The 23,802-nt window shown below is 63.3% G+C and carries 17 protein-coding genes, 1 tRNA gene and 2 rRNA genes (1 of these 20 running past the window's edge); 10 read left to right on the top strand and 10 right to left on the bottom strand.

Translation table 11 applies throughout. The annotated features are described in order from the left end of the window. The 3 genes from ACQY6T_RS12185 to ACQY6T_RS12175 all read left to right on the top strand — a co-directional run. Positions 1–2,214, top strand: a 23S ribosomal RNA gene (locus ACQY6T_RS12185); it begins 581 nt to the left of the window's first position. Positions 2,215–2,347: 133 nt separating this feature from the next. Continuing rightward, positions 2,348–2,462: ribosomal RNA gene (rrf, locus tag ACQY6T_RS12180) — 5S ribosomal RNA — on the top strand. A 122-nt stretch (positions 2,463–2,584) separates the two neighbouring features. Beyond that, positions 2,585–2,661, top strand: a tRNA-Met gene (locus ACQY6T_RS12175). Positions 2,662–2,758: 97 nt separating this feature from the next. On the opposite strand, the gene ACQY6T_RS12170 is transcribed toward ACQY6T_RS12175, so the two are convergent. Continuing rightward, entirely contained in the window at positions 2,759–3,373 is a 615-nt protein-coding gene (locus ACQY6T_RS12170) for a TetR/AcrR family transcriptional regulator (protein WP_428631063.1), read from the bottom strand. Positions 3,374–3,462: 89 nt separating this feature from the next. On the opposite strand from ACQY6T_RS12170, the gene ACQY6T_RS12165 reads away from it, so the two are divergent. Genes ACQY6T_RS12165 through ACQY6T_RS12155 form a run of 3 tightly spaced genes read left to right on the top strand, consistent with a single transcriptional unit; the run spans position 3,463 to position 7,592 of the window. Further along, a complete protein-coding gene (locus ACQY6T_RS12165; protein ID WP_428631062.1) occupies positions 3,463–4,890 on the top strand; it encodes an efflux transporter outer membrane subunit in 1,428 nt (475 codons plus the stop codon). After that, complete coding sequence (locus tag ACQY6T_RS12160) at positions 4,890–6,038, top strand: HlyD family efflux transporter periplasmic adaptor subunit (protein WP_428631061.1); 1,149 nt, start codon at positions 4,890–4,892, stop codon at positions 6,036–6,038. Before ACQY6T_RS12165 ends, ACQY6T_RS12160 begins: the two co-directional genes overlap by 1 nt. A gap of 3 nt (positions 6,039–6,041) precedes the next feature. Further along, positions 6,042–7,592, top strand: coding sequence for a DHA2 family efflux MFS transporter permease subunit (locus ACQY6T_RS12155; protein WP_428631060.1), 1,551 nt, complete (start codon positions 6,042–6,044; stop codon positions 7,590–7,592). Between the two features lies 1 nt (position 7,593). Here ACQY6T_RS12155 and ACQY6T_RS12150 read toward each other — a convergent pair whose 3' ends face one another. Further along, positions 7,594–8,016, bottom strand: coding sequence for a VOC family protein (locus tag ACQY6T_RS12150; protein WP_428631059.1), 423 nt, complete (start codon positions 8,014–8,016; stop codon positions 7,594–7,596). A gap of 80 nt (positions 8,017–8,096) precedes the next feature. Here ACQY6T_RS12150 and ACQY6T_RS12145 point away from each other — a divergent pair, with 80 nt between their 5' ends. The 3 genes from ACQY6T_RS12145 to ACQY6T_RS12135 all read left to right on the top strand — a co-directional run bounded on the left by ACQY6T_RS12145 (position 8,097) and on the right by ACQY6T_RS12135 (position 11,782). Then, the gene (locus tag ACQY6T_RS12145) at positions 8,097–9,971 is read left to right on the top strand and encodes an ABC-F family ATP-binding cassette domain-containing protein (RefSeq protein ID WP_428631058.1); all 1,875 of its coding nucleotides are present in this window, start codon (positions 8,097–8,099) and stop codon (positions 9,969–9,971) included. Positions 9,972–10,151: 180 nt separating this feature from the next. After that, positions 10,152–11,240: a 4-hydroxyphenylpyruvate dioxygenase gene (hppD, locus tag ACQY6T_RS12140; protein WP_428631057.1), complete on the top strand. Its 1,089-nt coding sequence runs from the start codon at positions 10,152–10,154 to the stop codon at positions 11,238–11,240. Next, positions 11,237–11,782, top strand: a complete 546-nt coding sequence (locus ACQY6T_RS12135; protein WP_428631056.1) for a VOC family protein — start codon at positions 11,237–11,239, stop codon at positions 11,780–11,782. Before hppD ends, ACQY6T_RS12135 begins: the two co-directional genes overlap by 4 nt. A gap of 152 nt (positions 11,783–11,934) precedes the next feature. Here the strand turns inward: ACQY6T_RS12135 and ACQY6T_RS12130 are convergent, their stop codons facing one another. From ACQY6T_RS12130 to ACQY6T_RS12115, 4 genes are all read right to left on the bottom strand, one after another. Beyond that, positions 11,935–13,188 (bottom strand): NAD(P)/FAD-dependent oxidoreductase, encoded by a 1,254-nt coding sequence (locus ACQY6T_RS12130; protein WP_428631055.1) that lies wholly within the window; start codon positions 13,186–13,188, stop codon positions 11,935–11,937. 73 nt (positions 13,189–13,261) lie between these two features. Beyond that, a complete protein-coding gene (locus tag ACQY6T_RS12125; protein ID WP_428631054.1) occupies positions 13,262–13,942 on the bottom strand; it encodes a YqaA family protein in 681 nt (226 codons plus the stop codon). Between the two features lie 132 nt (positions 13,943–14,074). Next, positions 14,075–15,667 carry a bifunctional phosphoribosylaminoimidazolecarboxamide formyltransferase/IMP cyclohydrolase gene (purH, locus tag ACQY6T_RS12120; RefSeq protein WP_428631053.1) on the bottom strand — a complete coding sequence of 531 codons (1,593 nt, stop codon included), beginning with the start codon at positions 15,665–15,667 and terminating at the stop codon, positions 14,075–14,077. A 197-nt stretch (positions 15,668–15,864) separates the two neighbouring features. Further along, positions 15,865–16,893, bottom strand: coding sequence for a phytase (locus ACQY6T_RS12115; protein WP_428631052.1), 1,029 nt, complete (start codon positions 16,891–16,893; stop codon positions 15,865–15,867). Between the two features lie 183 nt (positions 16,894–17,076). Here ACQY6T_RS12115 and ACQY6T_RS12110 point away from each other — a divergent pair, with 183 nt between their 5' ends. Further along, positions 17,077–19,419 (top strand): TonB-dependent receptor plug domain-containing protein, encoded by a 2,343-nt coding sequence (locus tag ACQY6T_RS12110; protein WP_428631051.1) that lies wholly within the window; start codon positions 17,077–17,079, stop codon positions 19,417–19,419. Positions 19,420–19,646: 227 nt separating this feature from the next. Here the strand turns inward: ACQY6T_RS12110 and ACQY6T_RS12105 are convergent, their stop codons facing one another. The 4 genes from ACQY6T_RS12105 to ACQY6T_RS12090 form a co-directional block, all read right to left on the bottom strand. Beyond that, positions 19,647–21,425 (bottom strand): heparinase II/III family protein, encoded by a 1,779-nt coding sequence (locus ACQY6T_RS12105; RefSeq protein ID WP_428631050.1) that lies wholly within the window; start codon positions 21,423–21,425, stop codon positions 19,647–19,649. Positions 21,426–21,427: 2 nt separating this feature from the next. Then, positions 21,428–22,099 carry a ribulose-phosphate 3-epimerase gene (gene rpe / locus ACQY6T_RS12100; RefSeq protein ID WP_428631049.1) on the bottom strand — a complete coding sequence of 224 codons (672 nt, stop codon included), beginning with the start codon at positions 22,097–22,099 and terminating at the stop codon, positions 21,428–21,430. 364 nt (positions 22,100–22,463) lie between these two features. Beyond that, entirely contained in the window at positions 22,464–22,667 is a 204-nt protein-coding gene (locus ACQY6T_RS12095) for a toxin-antitoxin system HicB family antitoxin (RefSeq protein WP_428631048.1), read from the bottom strand. Positions 22,668–22,774: 107 nt separating this feature from the next. Further along, a complete protein-coding gene (locus tag ACQY6T_RS12090; protein WP_428631047.1) occupies positions 22,775–23,677 on the bottom strand; it encodes an SPFH domain-containing protein in 903 nt (300 codons plus the stop codon). Positions 23,678–23,802 lie beyond the last annotated feature (125 nt).

Raw genomic sequence — 23,802 nt, 5'->3', positions numbered from 1 at the left:
CTGACAGCGTACCTCTTGCATAATGGGTCAGTGACTTAGTGTATCAAGCAAGCTTAAGCCGTTAGGTGTAGGCGTAGCGAAAGCGAGTCTGAATAGGGCGAATGAGTTTGATGCATTAGACCCGAAACCCGGTGATCTATGCATGACCAGGCTGAAGGTGCGGTAACACGCACTGGAGGGCCGAACCGTTCAATGTTGAAAAATTGTCGGATGAGTTGTGCTTAGGGGTGAAAGGCCAATCAAACCGGGAAATAGCTGGTTCTCCGCGAAATCTATTGAGGTAGAGCGTCAGACGAATACCTTGGGGGGTAGAGCACTGGATGGATGCGGGGGTCGCGAGATCTACCAATTCTAACCAAACTCCGAATACCCAAGAGTAATATCTGGCAGACAGACGGCGGGTGCTAAGGTCCGTCGTCAAAAGGGAAACAGCCCTGACCTACAGCTAAGGTCCCCAAGTCACGTCTAAGTGGTAAAGCATGTGGGAATCCCAAAACAACCAGGAGGTTGGCTTAGAAGCAGCCATCCTTTAAAGAAAGCGTAACAGCTCACTGGTCTAAATAAGGGTTCCTGCGGCGAAAATGTAACGGGGCTCAAGACGTGCACCGAAGCTTAGGGTGTGCCACTTATGTGGTACGCGGTAGCGGAGCGTTCCGTAGGCTGATGAAGCGATCTGGTAATGGGTCGTGGAGGTATCGGAAGTGCGAATGCTGACATGAGTAGCGATAAACAGGGTGAGATGCCCTGTCGCCGAAATTCCAAGGGTTCCTGCTTAAAGCTAATCTGAGCAGGGTAAGCCGGCCCCTAAGACGAGCCCGAAGGGGGTAGTCGATGGGAACCACGTTAATATTCGTGGGCCTGGAGGTGTGTGACGGATCTCGTAAATTGTTTGCTCTTATTGGATTGAGCAGGCTTTGAAGAGGTTCCAGGAAATAGCCCCTCCATTATAGACCGTACCCTAAACCGACACAGGTGGAATGGTAGAGTATACCAAGGCGCTTGAGAGAAGTCTCCTGAAGGAACTCGGCAAATTGCCTCCGTACCTTCGGAAGAAGGAGGCCCTCATTCCGGGCAACCGGTTTGAGGGGGCACAGGCCAGGGGGTAGCGACTGTTTAGCAAAAACACAGGGCTCTGCTAAGTCGGCTTCAAGACGACGTATAGGGCCTGACGCCTGCCCGGTGCCTGAAGGTTAAGTGGAGTGGTGCAAGCTGCGAAATGAAGCCCAGGTAAACGGCGGCCGTAACTATAACGGTCCTAAGGTAGCGAAATTCCTTGTCGGGTAAGTTCCGACCTGCACGAATGGCGTAACGACTTCCCCACTGTCTCCAGGAGATGCTCAGCGAAATTGAATTCTCCGTGAAGATGCGGAGTACCCGCGGTTAGACGGAAAGACCCCGTGCACCTTTACTGCAACTTCAGAGTGGCATTAGGAAAGAGCTGTGTAGCATAGGTGGGAGGCTTTGAAGCATCGTCGCCAGATGATGTGGAGCCATAGGTGAAATACCACCCTGCTGTTTTCTGATGTCTAACCTCGATCCATGAAACTGGATCAGGGACCCTCTGTGGTGGGTAGTTTGACTGGGGCGGTCGCCTCCTAAAGAGTAACGGAGGCGCGCGATGGTAGGCTCAGGACGGTTGGAAACCGTCTGCAAGAGTGCAATGGCATAAGCCTGCCTGACTGCGAGACTGACGAGTCGAGCAGAGACGAAAGTCGGTCATAGTGATCCGGTGGTCCCGAGTGGAAGGGCCATCGCTCAACGGATAAAAGGTACGCCGGGGATAACAGGCTGATGATTCCCAAGAGCTCATATCGACGGAATCGTTTGGCACCTCGATGTCGGCTCATCACATCCTGGGGCTGGAGCAGGTCCCAAGGGTTTGGCTGTTCGCCAATTAAAGTGGTACGTGAGCTGGGTTCAGAACGTCGTGAGACAGTTTGGTCCCTATCTGCCGTGGGCGTCGAAATTTGAGAGGAGTTGACCCTAGTACGAGAGGACCGGGTTGAACATACCTCTGGTGTACCTGTCGTCACGCCAGTGGCGCAGCAGGGTAGCTATGTATGGACGGGATAACCGCTGAAAGCATCTAAGCGGGAAGCCTCCCTCAAGATAAGATTTCATAGAGCCGTGGGAGACCACCACGTTGATAGATCGGATGTAGAAGCGCGGTAACGTGTGGAGCTAACCGATACTAATTGCTCTATTCGCACTTAAGAGTCCCACCATCAACGACAGTCCTGAATGGTCAAAAGCCTGACGGTTGTTCGCGAAGTGGATGATTGTAACATAGTCCAAATTGCACGGGCATTCGATTGAAACCCAAATTCGACCCACGCCGGCTTCATTGCTTGGTGACCATGGCGTCAGTGACCCACCCGATCCCATCTCGAACTCGGACGTGAAACCTGACAGCGCCGATGGTACTATGGCTCAAGCCCTGGAAGAGTAGGACGTCGCCAGGCATTGTAGCCGACGTGTGGCCGAAATTGGAAAAACCCATTCACAAAGTTAGAGGCCGGCAGAAATGCCGGCCTTTTGCTGTTTTGCAGCTCGCGCAGCAGCGCTGAGATCTGCAAGTTGGTGGCGCGGGATGGAGCAGCCCGGTAGCTCGTCAGGCTCATAACCTGAAGGTCGTAGGTTCAAATCCTACTCCCGCAACCAACAACCGATCGGAAAAGATGGTTCAAAGCGCGTGTCGGCAACGGCTCGCGCTTTTTTGTTAGCTTTTTGGGGGAAAACGGGCGGGTGTCCATTAACGTCACCCGCACGGATCGAGCCCCCAGGCGCGATAAAAAGTATCGACCGCCGCATCGACTTCCTCCTGAAGACGGCTGAGGTCGCGCGCCTCGGCCATCCCAAGGATCGCAAACTGATACAGCCCCGACTGACAGAGGCCAGCGAACTGCTGCACGGCGCGCATCGGGTCGCCTATCCGAATCTCGCCGCGCACCATTTTTTCGGCAATCCAGTCGGCGGCGCGTGCCTTGCCGCGGCGCGGGCCACGATCGTAAAAGGTCTCGGCGAGATGCGGGAAGCGCTCCGCCTCTCCGACGACGAGGCGAAAAAGCGACAGCAAGGGCGTTGCTGTCAGCTTCGTCATCAATACACTGCCGAAGCGGCGCAGCACATCGGTCACAGGCTCGTCGATCGGTAGGTCGATCGTCAGCGCGTGGCCATATTGGCGCACAATGTCATCGACGACGGCGGTGAACAACTCCTCCTTGGATGGGAAATAGGTCCACAAGGTCGTCTTCGATCCGCCGACCTTGCTTGCGATCGACGACATTGTCGTCCCGGCATAGCCGTTGGCGAAAAACAGCTCGCGCGCGGCCGCGACGAAGGCGTTGCGCCGTACCGCTGCCGGATCATCCAAATCAGGTGTACTGGCTGGTATCATTTCGATTGACAACCCATTCTCCAAAGCTCATTGGGCCATGATACCAGCTAGTATCGTTGGAAGCCATGCCCAGATCATTATTTCTCACAACCGCCGTTTTGGGCCTGCTTGCGGGCTGCGCGACCGTACCTGACCTCGGGACCAAGCCGGTTCCGGCGCCCGCTGAATCATTTGCTTCGAGCGCGAGTCTTGCCGGAACGCAAGGCGAATGGCCCACAGAGGGCTGGTGGACCGGCTTTGGCGATGCGCAGCTCGACTCGTTGATCGCCGAAGGACTCAAGGGCGCGCCCGATGTCGCGATCGCCGCGGCCCGCGTTCGCGCCGCCGATGGTTTCGCCGAGCGGGCAGGCGCCGCGCTGCTGCCGCGCGTCGGTGCCGAGGCCAGCGCCGGCGGCGTCCAGCAAAGCAAGAATCTGGGCATCCCGCCGCAGTTCGTCCCCAACGGCATTCAGGATACCGGCCATATCGCCGCGACCTTCTCGTTCGACCTTGACCTGTGGGGCCGTAATCGCGCCGCGCTCGCCGCAGCCGCATCCGAGGCCGCTGCGGCGCGCGTCGATGCGGCGCAGGCGCGGCTGATGCTCACGACTGGCATCGCATCGGCCTATGCCGACCTCGCCAATTACCACGCTGCGCGCGACGTCGCGAACGATGCGGTGCGCGTGCGATCGGCCAGCGCCACGCTATCGGGCGAGCGCGCCCGGGCGGGCCTGGAAAATCAGTCGAACCAGCGCCAGGCTGAAAGCCGCGTTGCCTCGTCGCGCGCCGACGTCGTTGCGCTCGACGAAGCGATTGCCCTGACCCACAACCGGCTTGCCGCGCTGATCGGCGCCGGTCCCGCTCGCGGGCTGTCGATCGCGCGGCCGCAGCTGGCCCGCCCGCCCGTCGGCTTGCCGGTCGGCGCCGGGATCGATCTGGTCGGGCGGCGGCCCGATATTGTCGCGGCGCGGCTGCGCGCCGAAGCGGCGGCGAAGCGCATCGACGTCGCACGCGCCGATTTCTATCCGAACATCAGCCTGTCGGCGCTTGTCGGGCTCCAGTCGCTTGGCCTTTCCAATCTCTTCAGCGCCGGGTCCGAATATGGCAATGGCGGCGCTGCGATCAGCCTGCCGATCTTCGACGGCGGGCGGCTTCAGGGCAGCTATCGCGGTGCGCGCGCCGATTATGACGTTGCCGTCGCGACGTATGACAAGACGCTGATTGGCGCGCTGCGCGATGTTGCCGACATCGCTGCCAGCCGCGCCGCGACTGAGCGCCAGCTTGCCGGGCGGCGCGACGCGCTGGCGGCCGCTGCCGAAGGCGCCAAGCTGGCCGGGCTGCGATATCGCGCCGGTCTGTCGAACCAAATCGACCAACTGACCGCCGAGGACAGCATGGTGGCGCTCAGCCGCGCCGTCGCCGACCTCGAGGCGCGCCAGCTCTCGCTCGATATCGCCCTGATCCGCGCGCTTGGCGGCGGATACCGAGCCGCCAATCCAACAGGAGATAAATGATGGCCGACGAAACGGCTACGACGCCAGCCGACGCGCCCGATACGGCTGCGATCGACCGCGGCGCCAAGCGCAAAAAGCTGTTTCGCATCCTCGGACTCGTTGTCGTGACGATCGCGATCCTGTGGGGGCTTTGGTATGTCCTCACGCAGGCGGGGCGCGTTCACACCGACAACGCTTATGTCGGGGCGGATTCGGCGCAGGTCACCGCGCTGGTCTCCGGTCCGGTGAAGGAAGTTCGCGTCGCCGGTACGCAGGCGGTGAAGAAGGGTGATATCCTCGTCATCCTCGACGACGCCGATCAGCGGATCGCGGTCGCCGATGCCGAAGCCGCACTGCTCCAGGCGCGTCAGCGCTATGGGCAGGCGGGCGCGACCGCCGATGCCGCCCGCGCCCGCGTCACGGCGCGCGGCGCAGAGATCGCCCAGGCCCGGGCGCGCCTGCGCGACGCGGATGCGACAGTTACACGCGCTCGGGCCGATCTCGCGCGGCGCGAAAGTATTGCCGGCACCGGCGCCGTATCGGGTGAAGAGCTTACCGCGGCGCGCGCGGCGCTGGCCTCGGCCGCTGCGGCGCGCGACCTCGCCGCCGCCGGCATCGCCTCGGCCGAGGCGACACGTGGATCGGCAAGCGGCGATCTCGGCGCCGCCGAAGCCGTCGTGCGCGGCACCACGATCAACACCGCGCCCGACGTCGCGGCGGCGGAAGCGCGGCTGGAAAAGGCACAGCTCGACCTCGCGCGCACCGTGCTGCGCGCCCCTGTCGATGGCATCGTCACCAATCGGCAAGTGCAGGTTGGCCAGCGGATCGCTGCGGGCGCGCCGATCATGGTCCTCGTCCCGATTGCCACCGCTTATGTCGACGCCAATTTCAAGGAAAGCCAGTTCCAGGATATCCGCATGGGTCAGCCGGTCGAGCTGACCTCGGACTTTTACGGCAGCGACGTCGTCTATCATGGCAAGGTCGTCGGCATCGCGGGCGGCACCGGCGCGGCTTTCTCCCTGATCCCGGCGCAAAATGCGACGGGCAACTGGGTGAAGGTGGTCCAACGGCTTCCCGTGCGGATCTCGCTCGATCCCAAGGAGTTGAAGGCGCATCCGCTGCGTGTCGGCCTGTCGATGGAAGCCACGATCGACACGCGCGGCAACTGACGCATGGCAACCGCCGTCGCCTCGCCATCCGCAATTCCGGCCGAGCCGCAGCCGCTGACCGGCGGGCGGCTGATCCTCGCCGCTTTTGCCCTCGCGCTCGCCAATTTCGTCGTCGTGCTCGACACCACGATCGCCAATGTGTCGGTGCCGCATATCGCGGGCGGGCTGGCGGTGTCGCCGACGCAGGGCACATGGGTCATCACCAGCTATGCGGTGGCCGACGCGATCAGCGTACCGCTCACCGGCTGGCTTGCGATGCGTTTCGGTACCGTGCGCTGGTTCCTCTATTCGATCGTCGGCTTCGGCATTTTTTCGTTCCTGTGCGGTATTTCCAGCACCTTGAGCGCCTTGGTGCTGTTCCGGATTCTTCAGGGGCTGGCGGGCGGGCCGTTGATGCCGCTGTCGCAGATATTGTTGCTGCGCATCTTTCCGAAAGAAAAGGCGGGGATCGCGCTGGCGATCTGGGCGATGACGACGACCACGGCGCCGATCCTGGGGCCGATCCTGGGCGGCACGATCAGCGACAATTGGAGCTGGCACTGGATATTCTTCATCAACCTGCCCGTCGTCGCGGTGGTTTTTTTCGGCGTCGCCAGCATGCTACGGCCGTTCGAAACGATCAAGGTCAGGGCGCGGATCGACATGATCGGCCTGCTACTGTTGGTGCTGTCGGTCGGTGCTTTTCAGCTGATGCTCGACACCGGGCGCGAGCATGACTGGTTCGAATCGTCGTGGATCGTGACGCTCGCGGTGATTTCAGCGATCGGTGTCGTCGCCTTCGTCATCTGGGAACTGACCGACGCCAATCCGGTGGTCGATCTACGCGTGTTCCGGTTCCGGGGTTTCACTTTTGCGACGATCGCAATCTCGCTGGGGTTCGGCGCCTTTTTCGCGCAGGTCGTCTTGACGCCGCTGTGGCTGCAGCAGGTGGCGGGCTATACCGCGACCGAGACGGGCTATATCGTCGCGTGGATCGGTGTGTTCGCCGTGTTGCTGTCCCCCGTTGCCGCGGGGTTGATCGGCAAGATCGATATTCGCCTTTCGATCAGCGCCGGTATCTTGTGGATGGCGTTCACGTCGGTGCTGCGCGCCAGCTGGAATGCCGATGTCGATTATTGGACGCTATCGCTGCCGCATCTGCTGCAAGGGATGGGCATGCCGTTCTTCTTTGTCGGATTGACCGCGCTCGCGTTGTCGAGCGTTCCCGACAAGGACAAGACGTCGGCGGCGGGATTGATGAGTTTCCTGCGAACCCTCAGCGGGGCGATCGGCACCGCGCTCGCGACGACCGCATGGGACGGCGAAAATCGTGTTGCGCGGTCCGAACTCGTATCGGGAATGAACGGCACCGGCGAAACCATGGATATGCTCCAGCGCGCCGGGCTGACGCTGGAACAGGCGCGCGCCGCGATCGAGCGGCTGGTCGAGGTTCAGGCGTCGACGATCGGCGTGCTGCACCTGTTCATGGCGTCGGGTGTCGTGTTCGTCATCGCGGCGGTTGCGGTGTGGTGCGCGCCCTTGCCCAAACAAGTGTCGATGGGCGCCGCGCACTAGCCTATTTGGCGAACAATTGTCCGACGTCGGCAAAGGCCTTGAACTCCAGCGCGTTACCTGCCGGGTCGAGGAAGAACATCGTCGATTGCTCGCCGGGCTGACCGGCAAAGCGCGTGTGCGGTTCGATCACGAACGCCACATCCGCCGCCTTTAACCGATCGGCGAGTGCCTGCCAGTCTGCGGGCGGCAGCACGACGCCGAAGTGGGGCACCGGCACCGCATGGCCATCGACCGGATTATGTCCCGCGACCGCCTTGCGCCGCTCGACGCGGTGCGCGACGATCTGGTGGCCATAGAGGTTGAAATCGATCCAGTCGGCATCGCTGCGCCCTTCGGGGCAGCCGATGACGGTGCCATAAAAGTGCCGCGCGGCGTCCAGATCGTCGACGGGAAAGGCGATGTGAAAGGGGGCAAGGTCGGTCATGCCGCCCGTTTGCCGCAAGCTCGCGCGAAACGCCAGTCCGGGACTTGGGTTGTGCGCCGCAACATGCTAGGCGCGCGCCCATGCTGACGATCAACGGAATCACTGTCCGCCTTGGCGGGCGCGCCATCCTCGAACGCGCCACCGCGAGCCTGCCGGCGAAAAGCCGCGTCGGGCTGATCGGGCGCAACGGCGCGGGCAAATCGACGCTGATGAAGGTGATGATCGGTCAGCTCGAAGCCGACGAAGGCAGCATCGACATGCCGCGCCGCACGCGCGTCGGCTACATCGCGCAGGAAGCGCCGAGCGGTACCGCGACGCCGTTCGACACGGTGCTCGCCGCTGATACCGAACGCGCCGAGTTGCTGGATGCGTCGGAGACCGAGCAGGACCCCGACAAACTCGGCGATATCCACGAGCGGCTGATCGCGATCGACGCCTATACCGCCCCCGCCCGCGCGGCGCGCATCCTGATCGGGCTGGGCTTCGACGAGGATATGCAGGCCCAGCCGCTCGACAGCTTCTCGGGCGGGTGGAAAATGCGCGTCGCGCTGGCGGCGCTTTTGTTCTCCGAACCCGATTTGTTGCTGCTCGACGAACCGTCGAACCACCTCGATCTCGAAGCGACGCTGTGGCTCGAAAACTTCCTGCGCGCCTATCCGGGGCAGCTGGTGGTGATCAGCCACGAGCGCGACCTGCTCAACAATGTCGTCGACAATATCCTCCACCTCGAGGGCGGCAAGGTGATGCTCTACGCGGGCGGCTATGACGCGTTCGAACGCCAGCGCGCCGAACGCGCCGCGCAGCTTGCGGCCGCCAAGGCATCGCAGGATGCCCAGCGCGCCAAGCTTCAGGATTATGTCGCGCGCAACAGTGCGCGCGCTTCGACCGCGAAACAGGCGCAGTCGCGTGCGAAGATGCTCGCCAGGATGCAGCCGATCGCCGCGCTCGCTGAGGATCAGACGCTGGCGTTCGATTTTCCCAGCCCCGACGAGCTGAAACCGCCGCTGATCACGCTCGATCTCGCGAGCGTCGGTTATGCCGACAAGGCGGTCCTCCAGCGGCTCAACCTGCGCATCGATCCCGATGACCGCATCGCGCTGCTCGGTCGTAACGGCAATGGTAAGACGACGCTCGCGCGCCTGCTCGCCGCGCAGCTTGCCCCGATGGCCGGCGCAATGGCGGCGTCGGGCAAGATGCGCGTCGGATATTTCACCCAATATCAGGTCGAGGAACTCGACGGCAAGGACACCCCGCTCGCGCATATGACGCGGGTGATGGAGGGCAAGACGCAGGGCGCGGTCCGCGCCCAGCTCGGCCGCTTCGGCTTCTCGGGCAACAAGGCGATGACCGAGGTTGCCAAGCTGTCGGGCGGCGAAAAGGCGCGACTGGCGCTGGCGCTGATCACCCGCGACGCACCGCACCTGCTGATCCTCGACGAACCGACCAACCATTTGGACGTCGACGCGCGCGAAGCACTGGTACAGGCCTTGAACGGCTTCGACGGCGCGGTGGTGCTGGTCAGCCACGACCGCCATATGCTCGAACTCACCGCCGACCGGCTGGTGCTCGTCGATGACGGCACCGCGCGCGAATATGACGGCAGCATGGACGATTATGTCGACCTGATCCTCGGCAAGGGACCGTCGAAGGACAAGGTGTCGAAGGCCGACAAAAAGGAAGACCGCAAGGCTGCTGCGGCGGCGCGCGAGGCGGCAGCGAAGGTGCGTAAGGATGTCTCGGACGCCGAGGCCGATCTCGCCAAATATCAGGTCATCCTGTCGGCGATCGATCGCGCGATGTTCGACCCGCAGGGCGCTGCGAGCGAATATAAGGGCCTGACGATGAGCGAATTGTCGCAGCGCCGCGGCAAGATCGTCGCCGCGCAAGAAGCCGCCGAAGCGCGCTGGGTCGCCGCGGGCGAAGCGCTCGAGGCGTTCGAGAGCGCGGGGGCCTAGCGTCACCCCCCTTTCGTCACCCCGGACTTGATCCGGGGCCTGCCTTTTTGAAGAAGACAAGGCGGGTCCCGGGTCAAGCCCGGGATGACGAATAGCGGAAGTGTGGATCCGCCTCCCGCATTGACTCCCGCCCCCCAATCGACCATAATAGTTTCAATTGAAACTAGATGGGAATTGATTATGGCCGACCTGTTCGATAATCCGCTGGGCCTCGACGGCTTCGAATTCGTCGAATTCTCGGCGCCCGAAAAGGGCTTTCTCGAACCCGTATTTGCCGCGATGGGCTTTACCCAGATCGCGCATCACCGCTCGAAGGACGTCCAGCTGTGGCGCCAGGGCGGGATCAACCTGATCGCCAATTACGAACCGAAATCGCCCGCCGCCTATTTCGCTGCCGAGCATGGCCCGTCGGCCTGCGGCATGGGCTGGCGCGTCCGCGACGCGGCGAAGGCGTATAGTGAAGCCATCGAACGCGGCGCCGAGCCGGTCGAGGTGAATCCCGGCCCGATGGAACTGCGCCTGCCCGCGATCCGCGGCATTGGCGGCTCGATCATCTATCTGATCGACCGTTACGGCGACGACCTCAGCATCTACGACATCGACTTCGTTTACGAGGACGGCGTCGATCGCCACCCGGTCGGCGCGGGCATGCAGTTGATCGATCACCTGACCCACAATGTCTATGGCGGCCGCATGGCGCATTGGGCCGCCTTCTATGAGCGCATCGCGGGCTTCCGCGAGATCCGCTATTTCGACATCAAGGGCGAATATACCGGCCTGACCTCGAAGGCGATGACCGCCCCCGACGGCAAGATCCGCATCCCGCTCAACGAAGAAGGCGCGGGCGGCAAGGGTCAGATCGAGGAATATCTGCGCGCTTACAATGGCGAGGGCATCCAGCATATCGCGTTCAGCTGCGACGATCTTTATGTCGCGTGGGACAAGCTGAAAGCGCTCGGCAATCCGTTCGCCCCGGCGCCGCCGGCGACCTATTACGAGATGCTCGAAGAGCGCCTGCCGGGCCACGGCGAGTCGGTCGAAGACCTCCAGTCGCGCGGTATCCTGCTCGACGGTTCGACGACCGAAGGCGACCCGCGCCTGCTCCTCCAGATATTCGGTCAGACCGTGATCGGCCCGGTGTTCTTCGAATTCATCCAGCGCAAGAAGGATGAGGGCTTTGGCGAGGGCAATTTCACCGCGCTGTTCAAATCGATGGAAATGGACCAGATTCGCCGCGGCGCCCTGACCATCGAGGAACCAGCCGAATGACCAGCCCGATCAAATTGGGCGGCGTCCACCACGCCGCCTATCGCTGCAAGGACGCAAAGCAGACGGTGGATTGGTACGAGCGTATGCTCGGCATGACCTATACCACCGCCTTTGCCGAGGATCATGTGCCGTCGACCGGCGAATATGACCCCTATATGCACGTCTTCCTCGAAGCGGGGAACGGCAACATCCTGGCGTTTTTCGAGCTGCCGAACCAGCCGGTGATGGGCCGCGACGAGAATACCCCGGCGTGGGTCCAGCATCTGGCGTTCAAGGTCGGCAGCTTCGACGAACTGGTCGCGGCGAAAGCGCATCTGGAAAGCGAAGGCGTCGACGTGCTCGGCCCGACGCACCACGGCATTTTCAAATCGATCTATTTCTTCGACCCGAACGGCCACCGCGTCGAGCTGGCGTGCGACATTGGCACTGCCGAGCAATATGCCGAGCTGAAACGCGTCGCGCCGTTGATGCTGGAAGAATGGAGCCAGACGAAAAAGGCGCCGCGCCACGCCGACTGGCTGCACACCGCGGCTAATGAATAGGCGGACAAACCCCTAATCCCGTTCGTGTCGAGCGCAGTCGAGACACCCATCGTTGGTGCGCGCCTTCACGGCATCTCGACTTCGCTCGATGCGAACGGGCTGTTTGGGCGCGGCGTAGGGATCGCCAGCGTTGCGTCCTCCTCGAGGCGCAGTCAGAACTTTCGCGAAAAGCTGACCAGATCGGCGTCGGGATCGCCGTCGCCGCAGATCAGCCCCCGCAGCATCTGCGCCGCCATCATTGAAAAGGTGATACCGTTCCCGCCATAGCCCATCGCGGCATAGCAGTTCGGCATCCGCGGAATCCGCCCGATCGTCGGGGTGCCGGTCTTGCTGTCGCCGAAGCTGCCCGCCCACGCATGGACCGGCGTCGGATCGATCATCGGCAGCAGCGCGCCGAGCTTGCGCGACAAGGTCGCGGTCTTGGCGGCAATCTTGGCGTCGCGCTCGTCGGCGTCGCTGATCTCCTCATCCTCGCCGCCGCAGATCACTTCGCCCGCCGGGGTTGTGCGGATATAGAGATAGGGATCGGCGGCTTCCCAGATCATCGCCGCGGTCGGCCAGATCGCGCGCGGCTGCGCCTTGGTCGCGATCGACCAGCTCGAAATGATCTTATTGCCCTTGCGCGGCACCCCCTTCATCATCTCATAGCCGGTCGCGACAACCAGATACCGTGCGCGGATTTCGCGGCCATCGGCGCTTTGAATTGTCACGCCGCCGTCGCTCGGCGCGACGTCGCAGATGTCGACCGGGCTATAGACGCGCGCCCCGCGCTCGATCGCGACGTTGAGATAGCCCGCGGCGAGCTGGCGGGGATCGGCCGAATAATTGCCGAAGCCGATGATTGCGTGCCGCCCCTTGATGCCATAGCGATCGAGCACCGCAGCGGGTTTCAGCAGCTCGATTTCGAACCCCGCGCGCCGCCGCGCATAGGCCTCGCGCGCCAGACCGTCGGCATCCAGCACGTTGCCGTGCAGATAGATTGAGCCGCGCGTTGCGGCATCGACCTTCAGCCCCAGCCGCTCAGTCCGCTCGCGCAGCGCATCGACCGACTGGCGCGACCGGCGCCACAGTCGCTCGGCGCGGTCGCGCCCGATCTGCCCGGACAGCAGTGATAACGGGGTGTCGATTTCATATTGCAGCATCGCGGTCGACGCCGCGGTCGATCCGTCCAGCGGGCCGCGGCGATCGACGACGACCACCTGCAAGCCTGCTTCCGATAGCGTTTCGGCGATTAGCGCTCCCGAAATTCCAGCGCCGATAATCACGACATCGCAGCTGATGTTGCGGGTCAGGGGCTGGGTCGGAACACTCGGGCGCCGCCGCGCCGACCAGATCGACTGGCCGGTGCGCAGATCGCGGTGGTGGGTGACCGAGGCTTGGTTCGAGCGCGCGGGGGTCTTTGTCATGGGATGCTCCGTGCCGCAGCCGACGCGACACGCCCCTAATTCGCGGCGCGGCTCCCGGTTGCACGGCGCGATGCTATTTCCGGTCGAGCCCGATGCTTTCCAGCGTCGCGCCGCTGCACTTGTCCGCTTCCTTCGTCTTCCCATCGCCCGACAGCGCGCCGATAGCAAGGAAGCCCGCGACCACGGCGACCAGAAACGCGCCCGTCACCCAGATCAGATATTTGTCGATGAACGCCTTGATCGGCGCCCCGAACAGCCGGAACAATATGCCGACGAGCAGGAAGGAAAAGGCCCGGCTGGCGAGGCTGGCCCACAGGAAGGTCCAGAAATTCATATGGATGAAGCCGGCGGTGATCGTCAGCAGCTTGAACGGGATTGGCGTCGCACCCTTGATCAAGATGATCTCGGCGCCGAATTCGCGGAGGTAACAGGCGGCCGGCGGGAACGCATCGGTCAGCCCGAGCACGCCTAGCAGCCACAGGCCGACGCTTTCATAGAGGAAGAAGCCGATTCCATAGCCGAGCATGCCGCCCATCACCGAAGCAACGGTGCAGATGATCGCATAACGGACCGCCTTCTTGGGATTGGCAAGGCACATCAGCCCGAGCAGCGGGTGCGGCGGGATCGGGAAGAAGCTTGCTTCGACGAAGGCCACGAGCGCCAGCCAGAACTCGGCGTGCGGGTGCGCCGATTTCTCCATTGTCCAATTGTACATGCGCTGGATGAAACCGGGCGGCTTGGTGATGGCGGTCATGCTGGTCCTTTGGCGCAGGGGGTCGTGATGACCACACGCCTCTCTTAGCCGTTCGTGTCGAGCGAAGTCGAGACACCCCGAAGTCTCACACGCCCGATGGGCATCTCGACCACGCTCGATGCGAACGGAGTGTTAGTGCCGGAAATGCCGCATCCCGGTAAACACCATCGCCAGCCCTGCGGCGTTCGCCGCCGCGATGACCTCATCGTCGCGGATCGATCCACCGGGCTGGATCACGCACGTCGCGCCCGCCTCGACCGCCGCCAGCAGGCCATCGGCGAAGGGGAAAAAGGCGTCGCTCGCCACCGCACTGCCGACGGTGCGGGGCTCGGCCCAGCCGTGTGATTCAGCGGCTTCGCGTGCCTTCACCGCGGCGATGCGCGCGCTGTCGCGGCGGTTCATCTGGCCGGCGCCAATACCCGCGGTCGATCCGCCCTTGGCATAGACGATCGCGTTCGACTTCACATGCTTGGCGATCGTCCACGCGAACAGTGCGTCGGCGAGTTCCTCCTCGGTCGGCGCGCGGTCGGTGACGATTTTCAGGTCGGCGCGGGTGATGCGGCCGTTGTCGCGGCTCTGCGCCAGCCAGCCGCCCGCGATCGTCTTCATCATCAGGCCGCCGCGCGCCGGATCGGGCAGTTCGCCGGTCAGCAGCAGTCGCAGGTTCTTTTTCTTCGCAAACATCGCGCGCGCATCGGCGTCGGCGTCGGGGGCGCAGACGACTTCGGTGAAGATGCCGCTGATCGCTTCGGCGGTCGCGCCGTCGAGCGGCCGGTTGACTGCGATGATGCCGCCGAACGCCGACACATCGTCGCATTTCAGCGCCGCGTCATAAGCCTCGGCGATCGTCGCGGCGGTTGCGACGCCGCAGGGGTTGGCGTGCTTGACGATGACGCAGGTCGGATCGGCCTCGCGGAATTCAGAAACCAGCTCCAGCGCTGCGTCGGCGTCGTTGATATTGTTGTAGCTGAGCTCCTTGCCCTGCACCTGCTGCGCCTGCGCAATCCCGCGCGACGACGGACCAGTGGGCAAGTAAAGCGCCGCCTTCTGGTGCGGGTTTTCACCATAGCGCAGCTCGGTTTGCAGTTTCGCGGTCAGCGGCAGCGTGTCGGGGAAGAGCTTGTTCTGATCGGCAAAGGCAAACCACTGCGCAATCATGCTGTCATAGGTCGCGGTATGCGCAAAGGCGGTTGCGGCGAGGCGCTTGCGCAGCGCGAAGGTGGTGGCGCCGCCGTTGGCGTCCATCTCTTCGATGACTGCGGCATAATCCTCAGGCTCGGTGACGATGTTCACAAAGGCGTGGTTCTTCGCCGACGAGCGCACCATCGCGGGGCCACCGATGTCGATATTCTCGATGATCTCGTCGCGCGCCGCGCCCTTCGCGACCGTCGCCGCAAACGGGTAAAGGTTGACGACGACCAGATCGATCGCTCCGATGCCATGTTCTTCCATCGATGCGACATGCGCGGCGTCGTCGCGCACCGCGAGGATGCCTCCGTGCACCGTGGGGTGCAGCGTCTTGACGCGGCCGTCCATCATCTCGGGAAAGCCGGTGAGGTCGGACACGTCGAGGACCTTGTGTCCCGCCTCGCGCAATGCCTTGGCGGTGCCGCCGGTGGACACCAGCTCGACGCCGTGGCGCACCAGCGCGGCGGCAAGGTCGGCGAGCCCCGCCTTGTCGCTAACGGACAGCAAAGCGCGGCGGACGGGGACAATATCGGTCATTGTGGAGAGCCTCGGCTGGCGATGGGATGACGCGGCCCCCCTAGGCGGGTGAGCCCGCTATCGCAAGCGGCGTTGACCCTTAAGAGCGCCGTGCACCCGCGAAGGCGGGTGCCCATCACCGGCCCGTGCAAAGTAGAGCCGGCCGGAGATGGGTCCCCGCCTTCGCGGGGACGCGGCGCTCTAATGTTGCATCGGCGCTAAAGCCCCAGCGCCGCCGCGATCTGGTCCCAGCGCACCAGCTTGAAATTCTGCGCCTTGGGCGCGTTGTCGCCGTCCTGCGCCAGAAAGAGGCCATCGGGGTAAGCGGTGCCGAAATTGCCGGCGGCCGCTTCGATCCCGTCGGTTTCGCTCGTCGCGCCGAACGCGCCTGCGGTCACCGCGAAGCGCCCGACATAGTCGACCCCGGGCAGGCGGAACACTGCATAGGCGTTGTCGCCTTGGCTCGACACGAGCAGGTAGCGCTGGCCCTTGTGATCGATCGTTGCGAGGCCTTCGACATCTGCGACAAGGCGCTGGTTATCGACAGGTGCGACGATGCGGGCGGTTGCGCCTTTGCCGTCCTGCTTCAATTCCCAGACCCCGGCATCTTCCTCACCGACATACAGCGTATCGCCGTCAAAGACACAGCCCTCGGACTGGGTCGGGATCTTATATTCCCATTCCATCGCGAAGCTCGGCGCTGCGCCGTCGGCCATGGTCAGCGTGCCGACGCGCACCGTACCGTCCTTGACGATCAGCGCGGCGGTCAGCGGCGCGCTGGGCGCGGTCTTCTTGAGGCACAGGCCATAGGCCTCGCCGGTCCCGGCGGCGGCGCGGCCGAGCGCGACGATTGCTGGCTTGTCGGCATCGAGGCGAAAGACCGCGAGATGCGCGTTCACCCCGTCGTTGCGATCGCTGGCGACGATGATGTTGCCCGCGACATCGACATTGTTGACGAGACCGGCCTGGGCAAAGGCGATGTCCTTGCCGGTCAGGTCATAGATGTGCAGCCCCGCCTTCTTGTCGGTCGCAACGATCAATGCGCGGTTCGGGTTGGCGGGATCGACCCAGATCGCCGGATCGTCCGCCGCATCGGCCTTGCCCGTCCCGACCGGCGCCGTCTCGCCGCTCGCGGTGACGGGGGCAGGCGGCAGGCCGGTGAACACCGGGTCGCTTGCGGCGCAGCCCGTGAGCGCGGTCGCAAAAGCGAGCGAAGTCAGCAGCTTCCATTGGACGATGGCGGTCATGACGATTTCCCCTGTTTCTGGTCGCGCCGCGCGCGATTGGCGCGCCCCGTCCCAGTAAAGTGCAGCGGCGTCAATCCCACAATATTTCCGTAATTTAACTGTCATCACACCGTCACACAGCTCGCCGCAAACTGTCACACGATCCCCTTAGAGGCCCGGCAACGATAACGGGGGTACGATCACATGATTCGAGTTTTCAGCCTGCATTCCGCCGCCGCTCTAGCGCTCGCAGCGGCGCTCGCCGCCGTCCCGGCCACGGCGCAGGACATGGCGCCGATCCAGAACGAGGATGGCACGATTACCTCGGCACAGGACATCGTGGTCCTCGGCAGCATCGGCTACCGCAATCGCAACGACGACCAGGCCGAACCAATCCTGACCTATGACAGCGAATTCTTTCAGCGCTTCGAACCGCTGACCGCGGGCGACGCGCTGAAGCGCGTGCCGTCGGTGACCTTTCTGTCCGACGTGATCGAAAGCGACGGCGCACGGCTCCGCGGTCTGCCGCCGGGCTATACCCAGATCCTGATCAACGGCGAAAAGGTGCCGGGGTCGAATGCCGACCGCAGCTTCTTTCTCGACCGCATCCCCGCCGAACTGATCGACCGCGTCGAAATCGTCCGCTCCTCCTCGGCGCGCCGCACCGGTGATGCCGTCGCTGGCACGCTCAACATCAAGCTACGCGACGGCTATGAACTCGACGGCGGCTATTTGCGCGCCGGCGGCCTTTATTTCGACGACAAGGAGCTGGAACCCAGCCTTGGCGGCGTCTTCGGCGGGGCGCTTGGCCCGGGTCGCTTCCTGCTCGGGGCCAATTTCCAGGGTCGCCATAACCCGAAGAAGAAATTCTCGCTGCGCTACGACGATTCGCCCGAGAATAATCCCGATTATGCGACCGACGATTTCAACAATCGCGAAGACCAGCGCGATACCCGCGACGGCAAGGATTATTCGTTCAACGCGACCTATGACATCAAGGGCGACACCACCGATTTCTCGATCAATGGTTTTTATGTCCATACCGACCGGATCGAGGATGAGCGCAGCTTTGAATATAATGACGCGACCGCGATCAACGGTCCGATCCGCGCAACGCCGCCGGGCAATCTGACTGTCGACAACGCCAATGTGAACCGGATCAATCAGGACAATTACAGCGTCAACGGCAAGCTCGCACACCGCTGGTCGCTCGGTGAAACCAGCCTGAAAGTGGGGTTGTCGCGTTTCGACGAGGATAGTCTCGAAACCGAATATGAAGTCGAGTTTGACCGCGCGCTGCCGCGCTTTACCGGCGATCAGACGCGCACCGGCATCACCGACAAGGAATTTTCGGTGAAGCTGGAGCATGAATTTGCGCTGAGTGCCGATACCAAGCTCGTGTTCGGTGGCTTCTGGCAGGACAAAGACCGCTCGACCGCGATCACCGAGGCACCGCGCGATCGGTACAATCTGACCGCTGCCAATCGGCAGGGCTATGATCAGTTCAACCGCAACCCCACCGAATTCGCGCGTCCGTTCGGCGCTTTCGTTCCGGCGGCCGGCGGCCTCAACACGATCGAGGAAGAACGGCTCGACGGCTTTGTGCTGGTAGAGGGCAAGACGGGCGCCTTCGCGTGGGAGGCCGGGGTTCGTTATGAAACGACCGACCTGACGATCGACGACCTCACCCCGCCGGCGACGCGCGTCACGAACGACTATGAAAAATTCCTGCCGTCGGCGTCGTTCAAGCTGAACGTTGGCAACGGCGGCCGGATCATCGGCTCGGTTGCGCGCACCAGCCGCCGTCCCGAATTCAACTTTCTGTCGCCTGCGCTGCTTGAGGCCGAACTGGGCGACAACGACCTGCTCGGCAATCCGCTGCTCGACCCCGAAACGGCGTGGGGCGCCGACCTTGGCTTTGAACAGCGGATCGGCCGTTCGGGCATCGTCGGGGTCAATGTCTTCTATCGCAAGGTCAACGACCTGATCGAAGTGACCAACACCGGCGTCGAAGGGTCGGAAGGCAGCGGCACCTTCGTATTCCAGCCGCTCAACGTCGGCGACGGCAAGGTATATGGCATCGAATTCGACATTTCGAGCGACCTCGGCTTCATCGGGCTGCCCGACACGGGCATTTTCGGCAATCTGTCGCTGCTCGACAGCAAGATCGTCGATTTTGCCGGCAAACGCCGTTTCAATGGCCAGTCGGACTATGTCTATAACGTTGGCTTCATCCAGGATATCAAATCGGTCGGCGCGGCCTTCGGCGCTACATACCGTAAACAGGGCGGGGCGTTCGACCGCGTTGTCGGAGAGGAAGTTTTCACCACCTATGGCGCCGACCTCGAAATCTTTGTTGAAAAGCGCTTCGGTAAAAGCTTCACCATCCGTGCGGTAGGATCGAACCTGCTGAACGGCGCCAAGCGTGAACGTTTCAACAAATTCACGACGGTCAAGGATCAGGCCGATCGCACCTTTGACGAGTTCGAACTCGAAAGCGAAAAGGCCGGACCGGTGTTCCAGCTGATGGCGCGCTACGCCTTCTAAGCTACCAAACAGCCGGCGCTCAGTCCCTGGGGCGCCGGCTGTTGGATATACAGGCGGGGAACGTCGGCTTTGGGGTAGTTTGTCGCCCTCATCTATTCGTCATCCCGGACTTGATCCGGGATCCATCTGCGCTCGCAGCATGGGGCGGTGCAACGGGTCATGGACCCCGGATCAAGTCCGGGATGACGAGAATTCTATGGCCGCAACCGGTCGAAAACGACCGCCGCCTACCCGATATGTTTGAAAATCCACCCGATGCTGGCGCCGCCCGCCGGCGTCGTGCCGGTGACGACCAGCTGCTCGGTCGGGTGGGGGCGGCCCTCGCCATCGACCCACAGGCTCTGCTCGACCTCCAGCGCGCCTTCCGATGTGCGGAATTGCCACAGTGGTCCGCCATTGATGCGGAGTAGCGCCCCCAATTTGTCGGCGGTCAGGCTGGCCGAGATATTACGGCCCAGGTGAAAGCGCAGTGCGAACCCCTTGTCACCCTTGCGCCGGGTGCGCGGGGCGGGCAGCAGCATGTCCTCGCCGCGCAACTCGCGCCCATTGGGCGACAGGATCAGCAGGCGGCGGTGGATCAGCCCGTGGCGCCGTGCATAGCCATCGTGGCTCATTTCGACGCGGCTGCCCTGCGGGGTCTCGCGGCGGTCGAGTTCGACCTCGGTCACACCGCGGCCCAATGATCCGCTGGCCAGGATCGCGGTCGAATTGGTGTCGGCCAGGATCAGCGTCGAATGCGCGGCGGTCGTGCGGAGACCGCGCGCCAGATCGGCGGGGATGGTCGCGCCGGTCAGCGCGGCGCCGCCGCAATTGACGACGATACGTTCGTCGCCATCGCTCAGCTCGAACGCAAGGGTCGACGCGCAGCCCGCTTCGGTCACGCGGGCTATGGGGGGAGGCGCGGCATCGGCAAGCAGCACGACCTTGTTCGCGACCAGCCGTTGATACCCCCAGTCGCGCGCCTGCTTCAGCGGCCGGGTGCGTACCCCGCTGGCGTCGACGATCGCCTGCACATAGGCGGCCGACGTCGCGCCGCTGCCCTGCCAACTGCCCATGCCGCCGTCGCTGTGGATCAGCCCGAGCAGCGCCGGGACCGCGCGCGCCAGCACCTCCTGAACGAAGGGCGGCACCTCCATGCGGCGCATGTCGTAAACTTTCACGAGCATCGACAGCGCCATGATCGCGTCCAGCTGCGCCTGCGGTGATCGTGAGATATTGCCGCCGTCGGCGTAGAAACTCGTCTCCAGCACCTTGCGCAGCCCCGCCTCGCCGAACACCTGCCGCGGCTCGCCGCCGGGCATCAACAGCGACGCCGCGACGATGCCGACCCATCCGACCATCTGGCCGGTGCCGGGCCGCGTCTTGTCGGCGACGCGATCCAGATGGCGCGCGCCGCGCGCCAGATGATTGAGCACCGCGGACCGATAGACAAGGTCGCTCGACGACAGGATCAGCGGTGCGTGCGCGGCCCAAAACAGGATACGCCAGGCCGTATTGTCAGCCTTCCACGCTGGCTCGCTGACCGTCTCGCCGTGGGTCCCCAGCCAGTGCCGCACCACTGCTTCGGCAATCGGCACCCCGTCGGCGCGCGATCCGGTTGCGGACAGGTCGCGCAGCCAGGCAAAGCTGTGGAGATAGTCGGCAAAGGTCGGCGCAACGTCGAGCGCGGCGAAATCGAGATCGCCGAGCGATAATTTGAGCCCGCGGTGGAGGAAATGGCCGGTGCGGATCGCGGTACCGGCGCGGGTGTCGCCCGGCACCGGATCGGCGGGGACGCCCAGCAGCTTGAGCGGAAACCGCCCCTTAAGGCGAAAGGCATGCAGCGGCGTGCGCCAGGTCAGCCGGGTGATATGATTCGCGATCCGGTCGCCCAGCGACAACCCCTTGTCGGCGGGCAGGCGGATCAGCCGTTTGCCGGGTTCGATCGAATCGTCGATCGGCGCGATGTCGTCAGCCAGGTCGAGCGGCGGGTCGGCAGGGGCAGCGGTCAACGGTCTCCCCTCCATGATCAGGCGCCGCGCAGCCGCCGGATATTGTCGGCATAGCAATCGGGTCCGCCCTTGAAGGTCGCGGTTCCCGCCACCAGCACATCGGCGCCCGCCGATATCGCCAGCGGCGCGGTGCCGGCATCGATGCCACCATCGACCTCCAGCCTTATGTCGCGGCCGGTCTTGTCGATCATCTTCCTGACCGCCTCAATCTTGCGCAGCTGGCTGGAAATGAAACTTTGGCCGCCGAACCCCGGATTGACGCTCATGATCAGCACTAGGTCGATGTCGTCGATCAGATAGTCGAGCATCTTGGCCGGGGTCGCCGGGTTCAGCGACACCCCCGCTTGCTTGCCCAGCGACTTGATATGCTGGATGCTGCGGTGGATGTGCGGCCCCGCTTCGGGATGAATGGTGATGACATCGGCGCCCGCCGCGGCAAAGGCGTCGAGGAAATGATCGACCGGCGAAATCATCAGATGGACGTCGAAGGGCAGGGTCGAGTGCGGGCGCAAGGCCTTTACCACCGCCGGGCCGATCGTCAGATTGGGGACGAAATGGCCGTCCATCACATCGATATGGACCCAGTCGGCGCCCGCCGCCTCGATCGCGCGCACTTCCTGGCCCAGCGCGGCAAAATCGGCGCTGAGGATCGACGGGGCGATGCGGACGGAGGGCGGGACGGCGGTCATGGCCATCGGCCTTAACCATCTACCCCTTGTGGGGCAAGCGGGGTGGCGGCGCTATGGACGGAAAAGGTTGTGGCGGCGGCTAACGACCGGTTGCTGACCTTCACTTGCGTCATCCCGGGCTTGACCCGGGACCCGCCTTACTTCTTTCCAGCGTCGGATGAGGGATAAGGCAGGCCCCGGGTCAAGCCCGGGTGACGAGTAAAGAAGCGCCTCTCCCTATCCCAAAGCCGCCATCATCTCCACCCGGCTCATCGCCAGCGCCAGCCGCCCTCGGTCTTCGCGCAGTAGATCGGCAGCCCGGCGCCATAGCCGCGGCGCTTGGCGCGGAACCACGGACCTTTTCGCATAACAACATGCGGCATGCTCAACTTTCCTCTTTCGGCGGTCGGCCGCGTTTCGGTGCTTCCGTCGTTTTCACGCCGACCCCGCGCCGCGCCAGCGCCTCGCGCAGCAGGATTTCGATCTCGGCATTGGCGCTGCGCAGTTCGGCAGCCGCGATCCGCTCGATCGCGGCATAAAGCGCGGGATCGAGGCGGAGGGCAAAGGCCTTTTTGGCGGACGCGGGCATAGGGTAAACCTTAATTCCCGTTCGCATCGAGCGAAGTCGAGATGCCCGAAGGTCGTGTACCCACGATGGGTGTCTCGACGTCGCTCGACACGAGCGGGATTCTTACGTCAATAAAGCGATCCGGCGTTGACGACCGGCTGGGTGTCGCGTTCGCCGCACAGCACGACCATCAGGTTCGACACCATCGCCGCCTTGCGCTCGTCGTCGAGCTCGACGACGCCTTTTTCGGACAGCAGGTTCAGCGCCATTTCGACCATCGTCACCGCGCCCTCGACCAGCTTCTTGCGCGCCGAGATGACCGCTTCGGCCTGCTGGCGGCGCAGCATCGCGCCAGCGATTTCCTGGGCATAGGCGAGATGCGTCAGCCCACATTCGTCGACCGTGATCCCCGCGACGCTCAGCCGTTCGATCAGCGCCTTGCGCAGCTCGACCCCGACCTCGTCATGATTGCCGCGCAGCGTGATTTCCTGATGCTCGATATCGTCATAGGGATAGCGCGAGCCGATCGAGCGCACCGCGGCCTCGATCTGCGCCATCACGAATTCCTTGTAATCGTCGACGTCGAACAGCGCCTGCGCGGTGTCGGTGACGCGCCACACGACCTGCGCCGCCATCTCGATCGGGTTGCCGCGCAGATCGTTGACCTTGATCTTGTCCGAAATCACGTTGTTGGCGCGCACCGCGATCTTCTTGCGCGTCAGCCACGGCAGCACCCAACGCAGCCCGCTTTCGCGGTCGGTGCCCTTATAGCTGCCGAACAGCTGGATCGCCGCGGCTTCATTGGGGTTGATCAGGTAGAAGCCGCAGAGGATCAAGGTGCCGCCGACAACCGCGGTGGCCAGCAGAGTGATGATCATCGGCGTAACATTGTCGTTGGCCAGCTGAATGCCGCACCACACGCTGACCGCCAGCAGGACGAGCCAGATCAACAGCATGACATAGCCGCTGGCGGTCGCCGCGCGCACTTCGCGGGTGGGGTTGAGATTGGGGTTTACGCTCGAATCACTCATGATGCCCTCCGATATAATTATGATATCATATTTATATCAAATCTGGCGACGGTCAATTGGATTCGGATGGGCGTGTTGGGTATGTCGGCTGGGAGGTGATAAGCTGCCATCCTCACCCTCGTGAT

It is taken from the genome of Sphingopyxis sp., from assembly GCF_965279725.1.
GTDB lineage: Bacteria > Pseudomonadota > Alphaproteobacteria > Sphingomonadales > Sphingomonadaceae > Sphingopyxis.
Note: the sequence above shows the minus strand (reverse complement) of the source record. Positions and strands in the feature narration are given on the sequence as shown.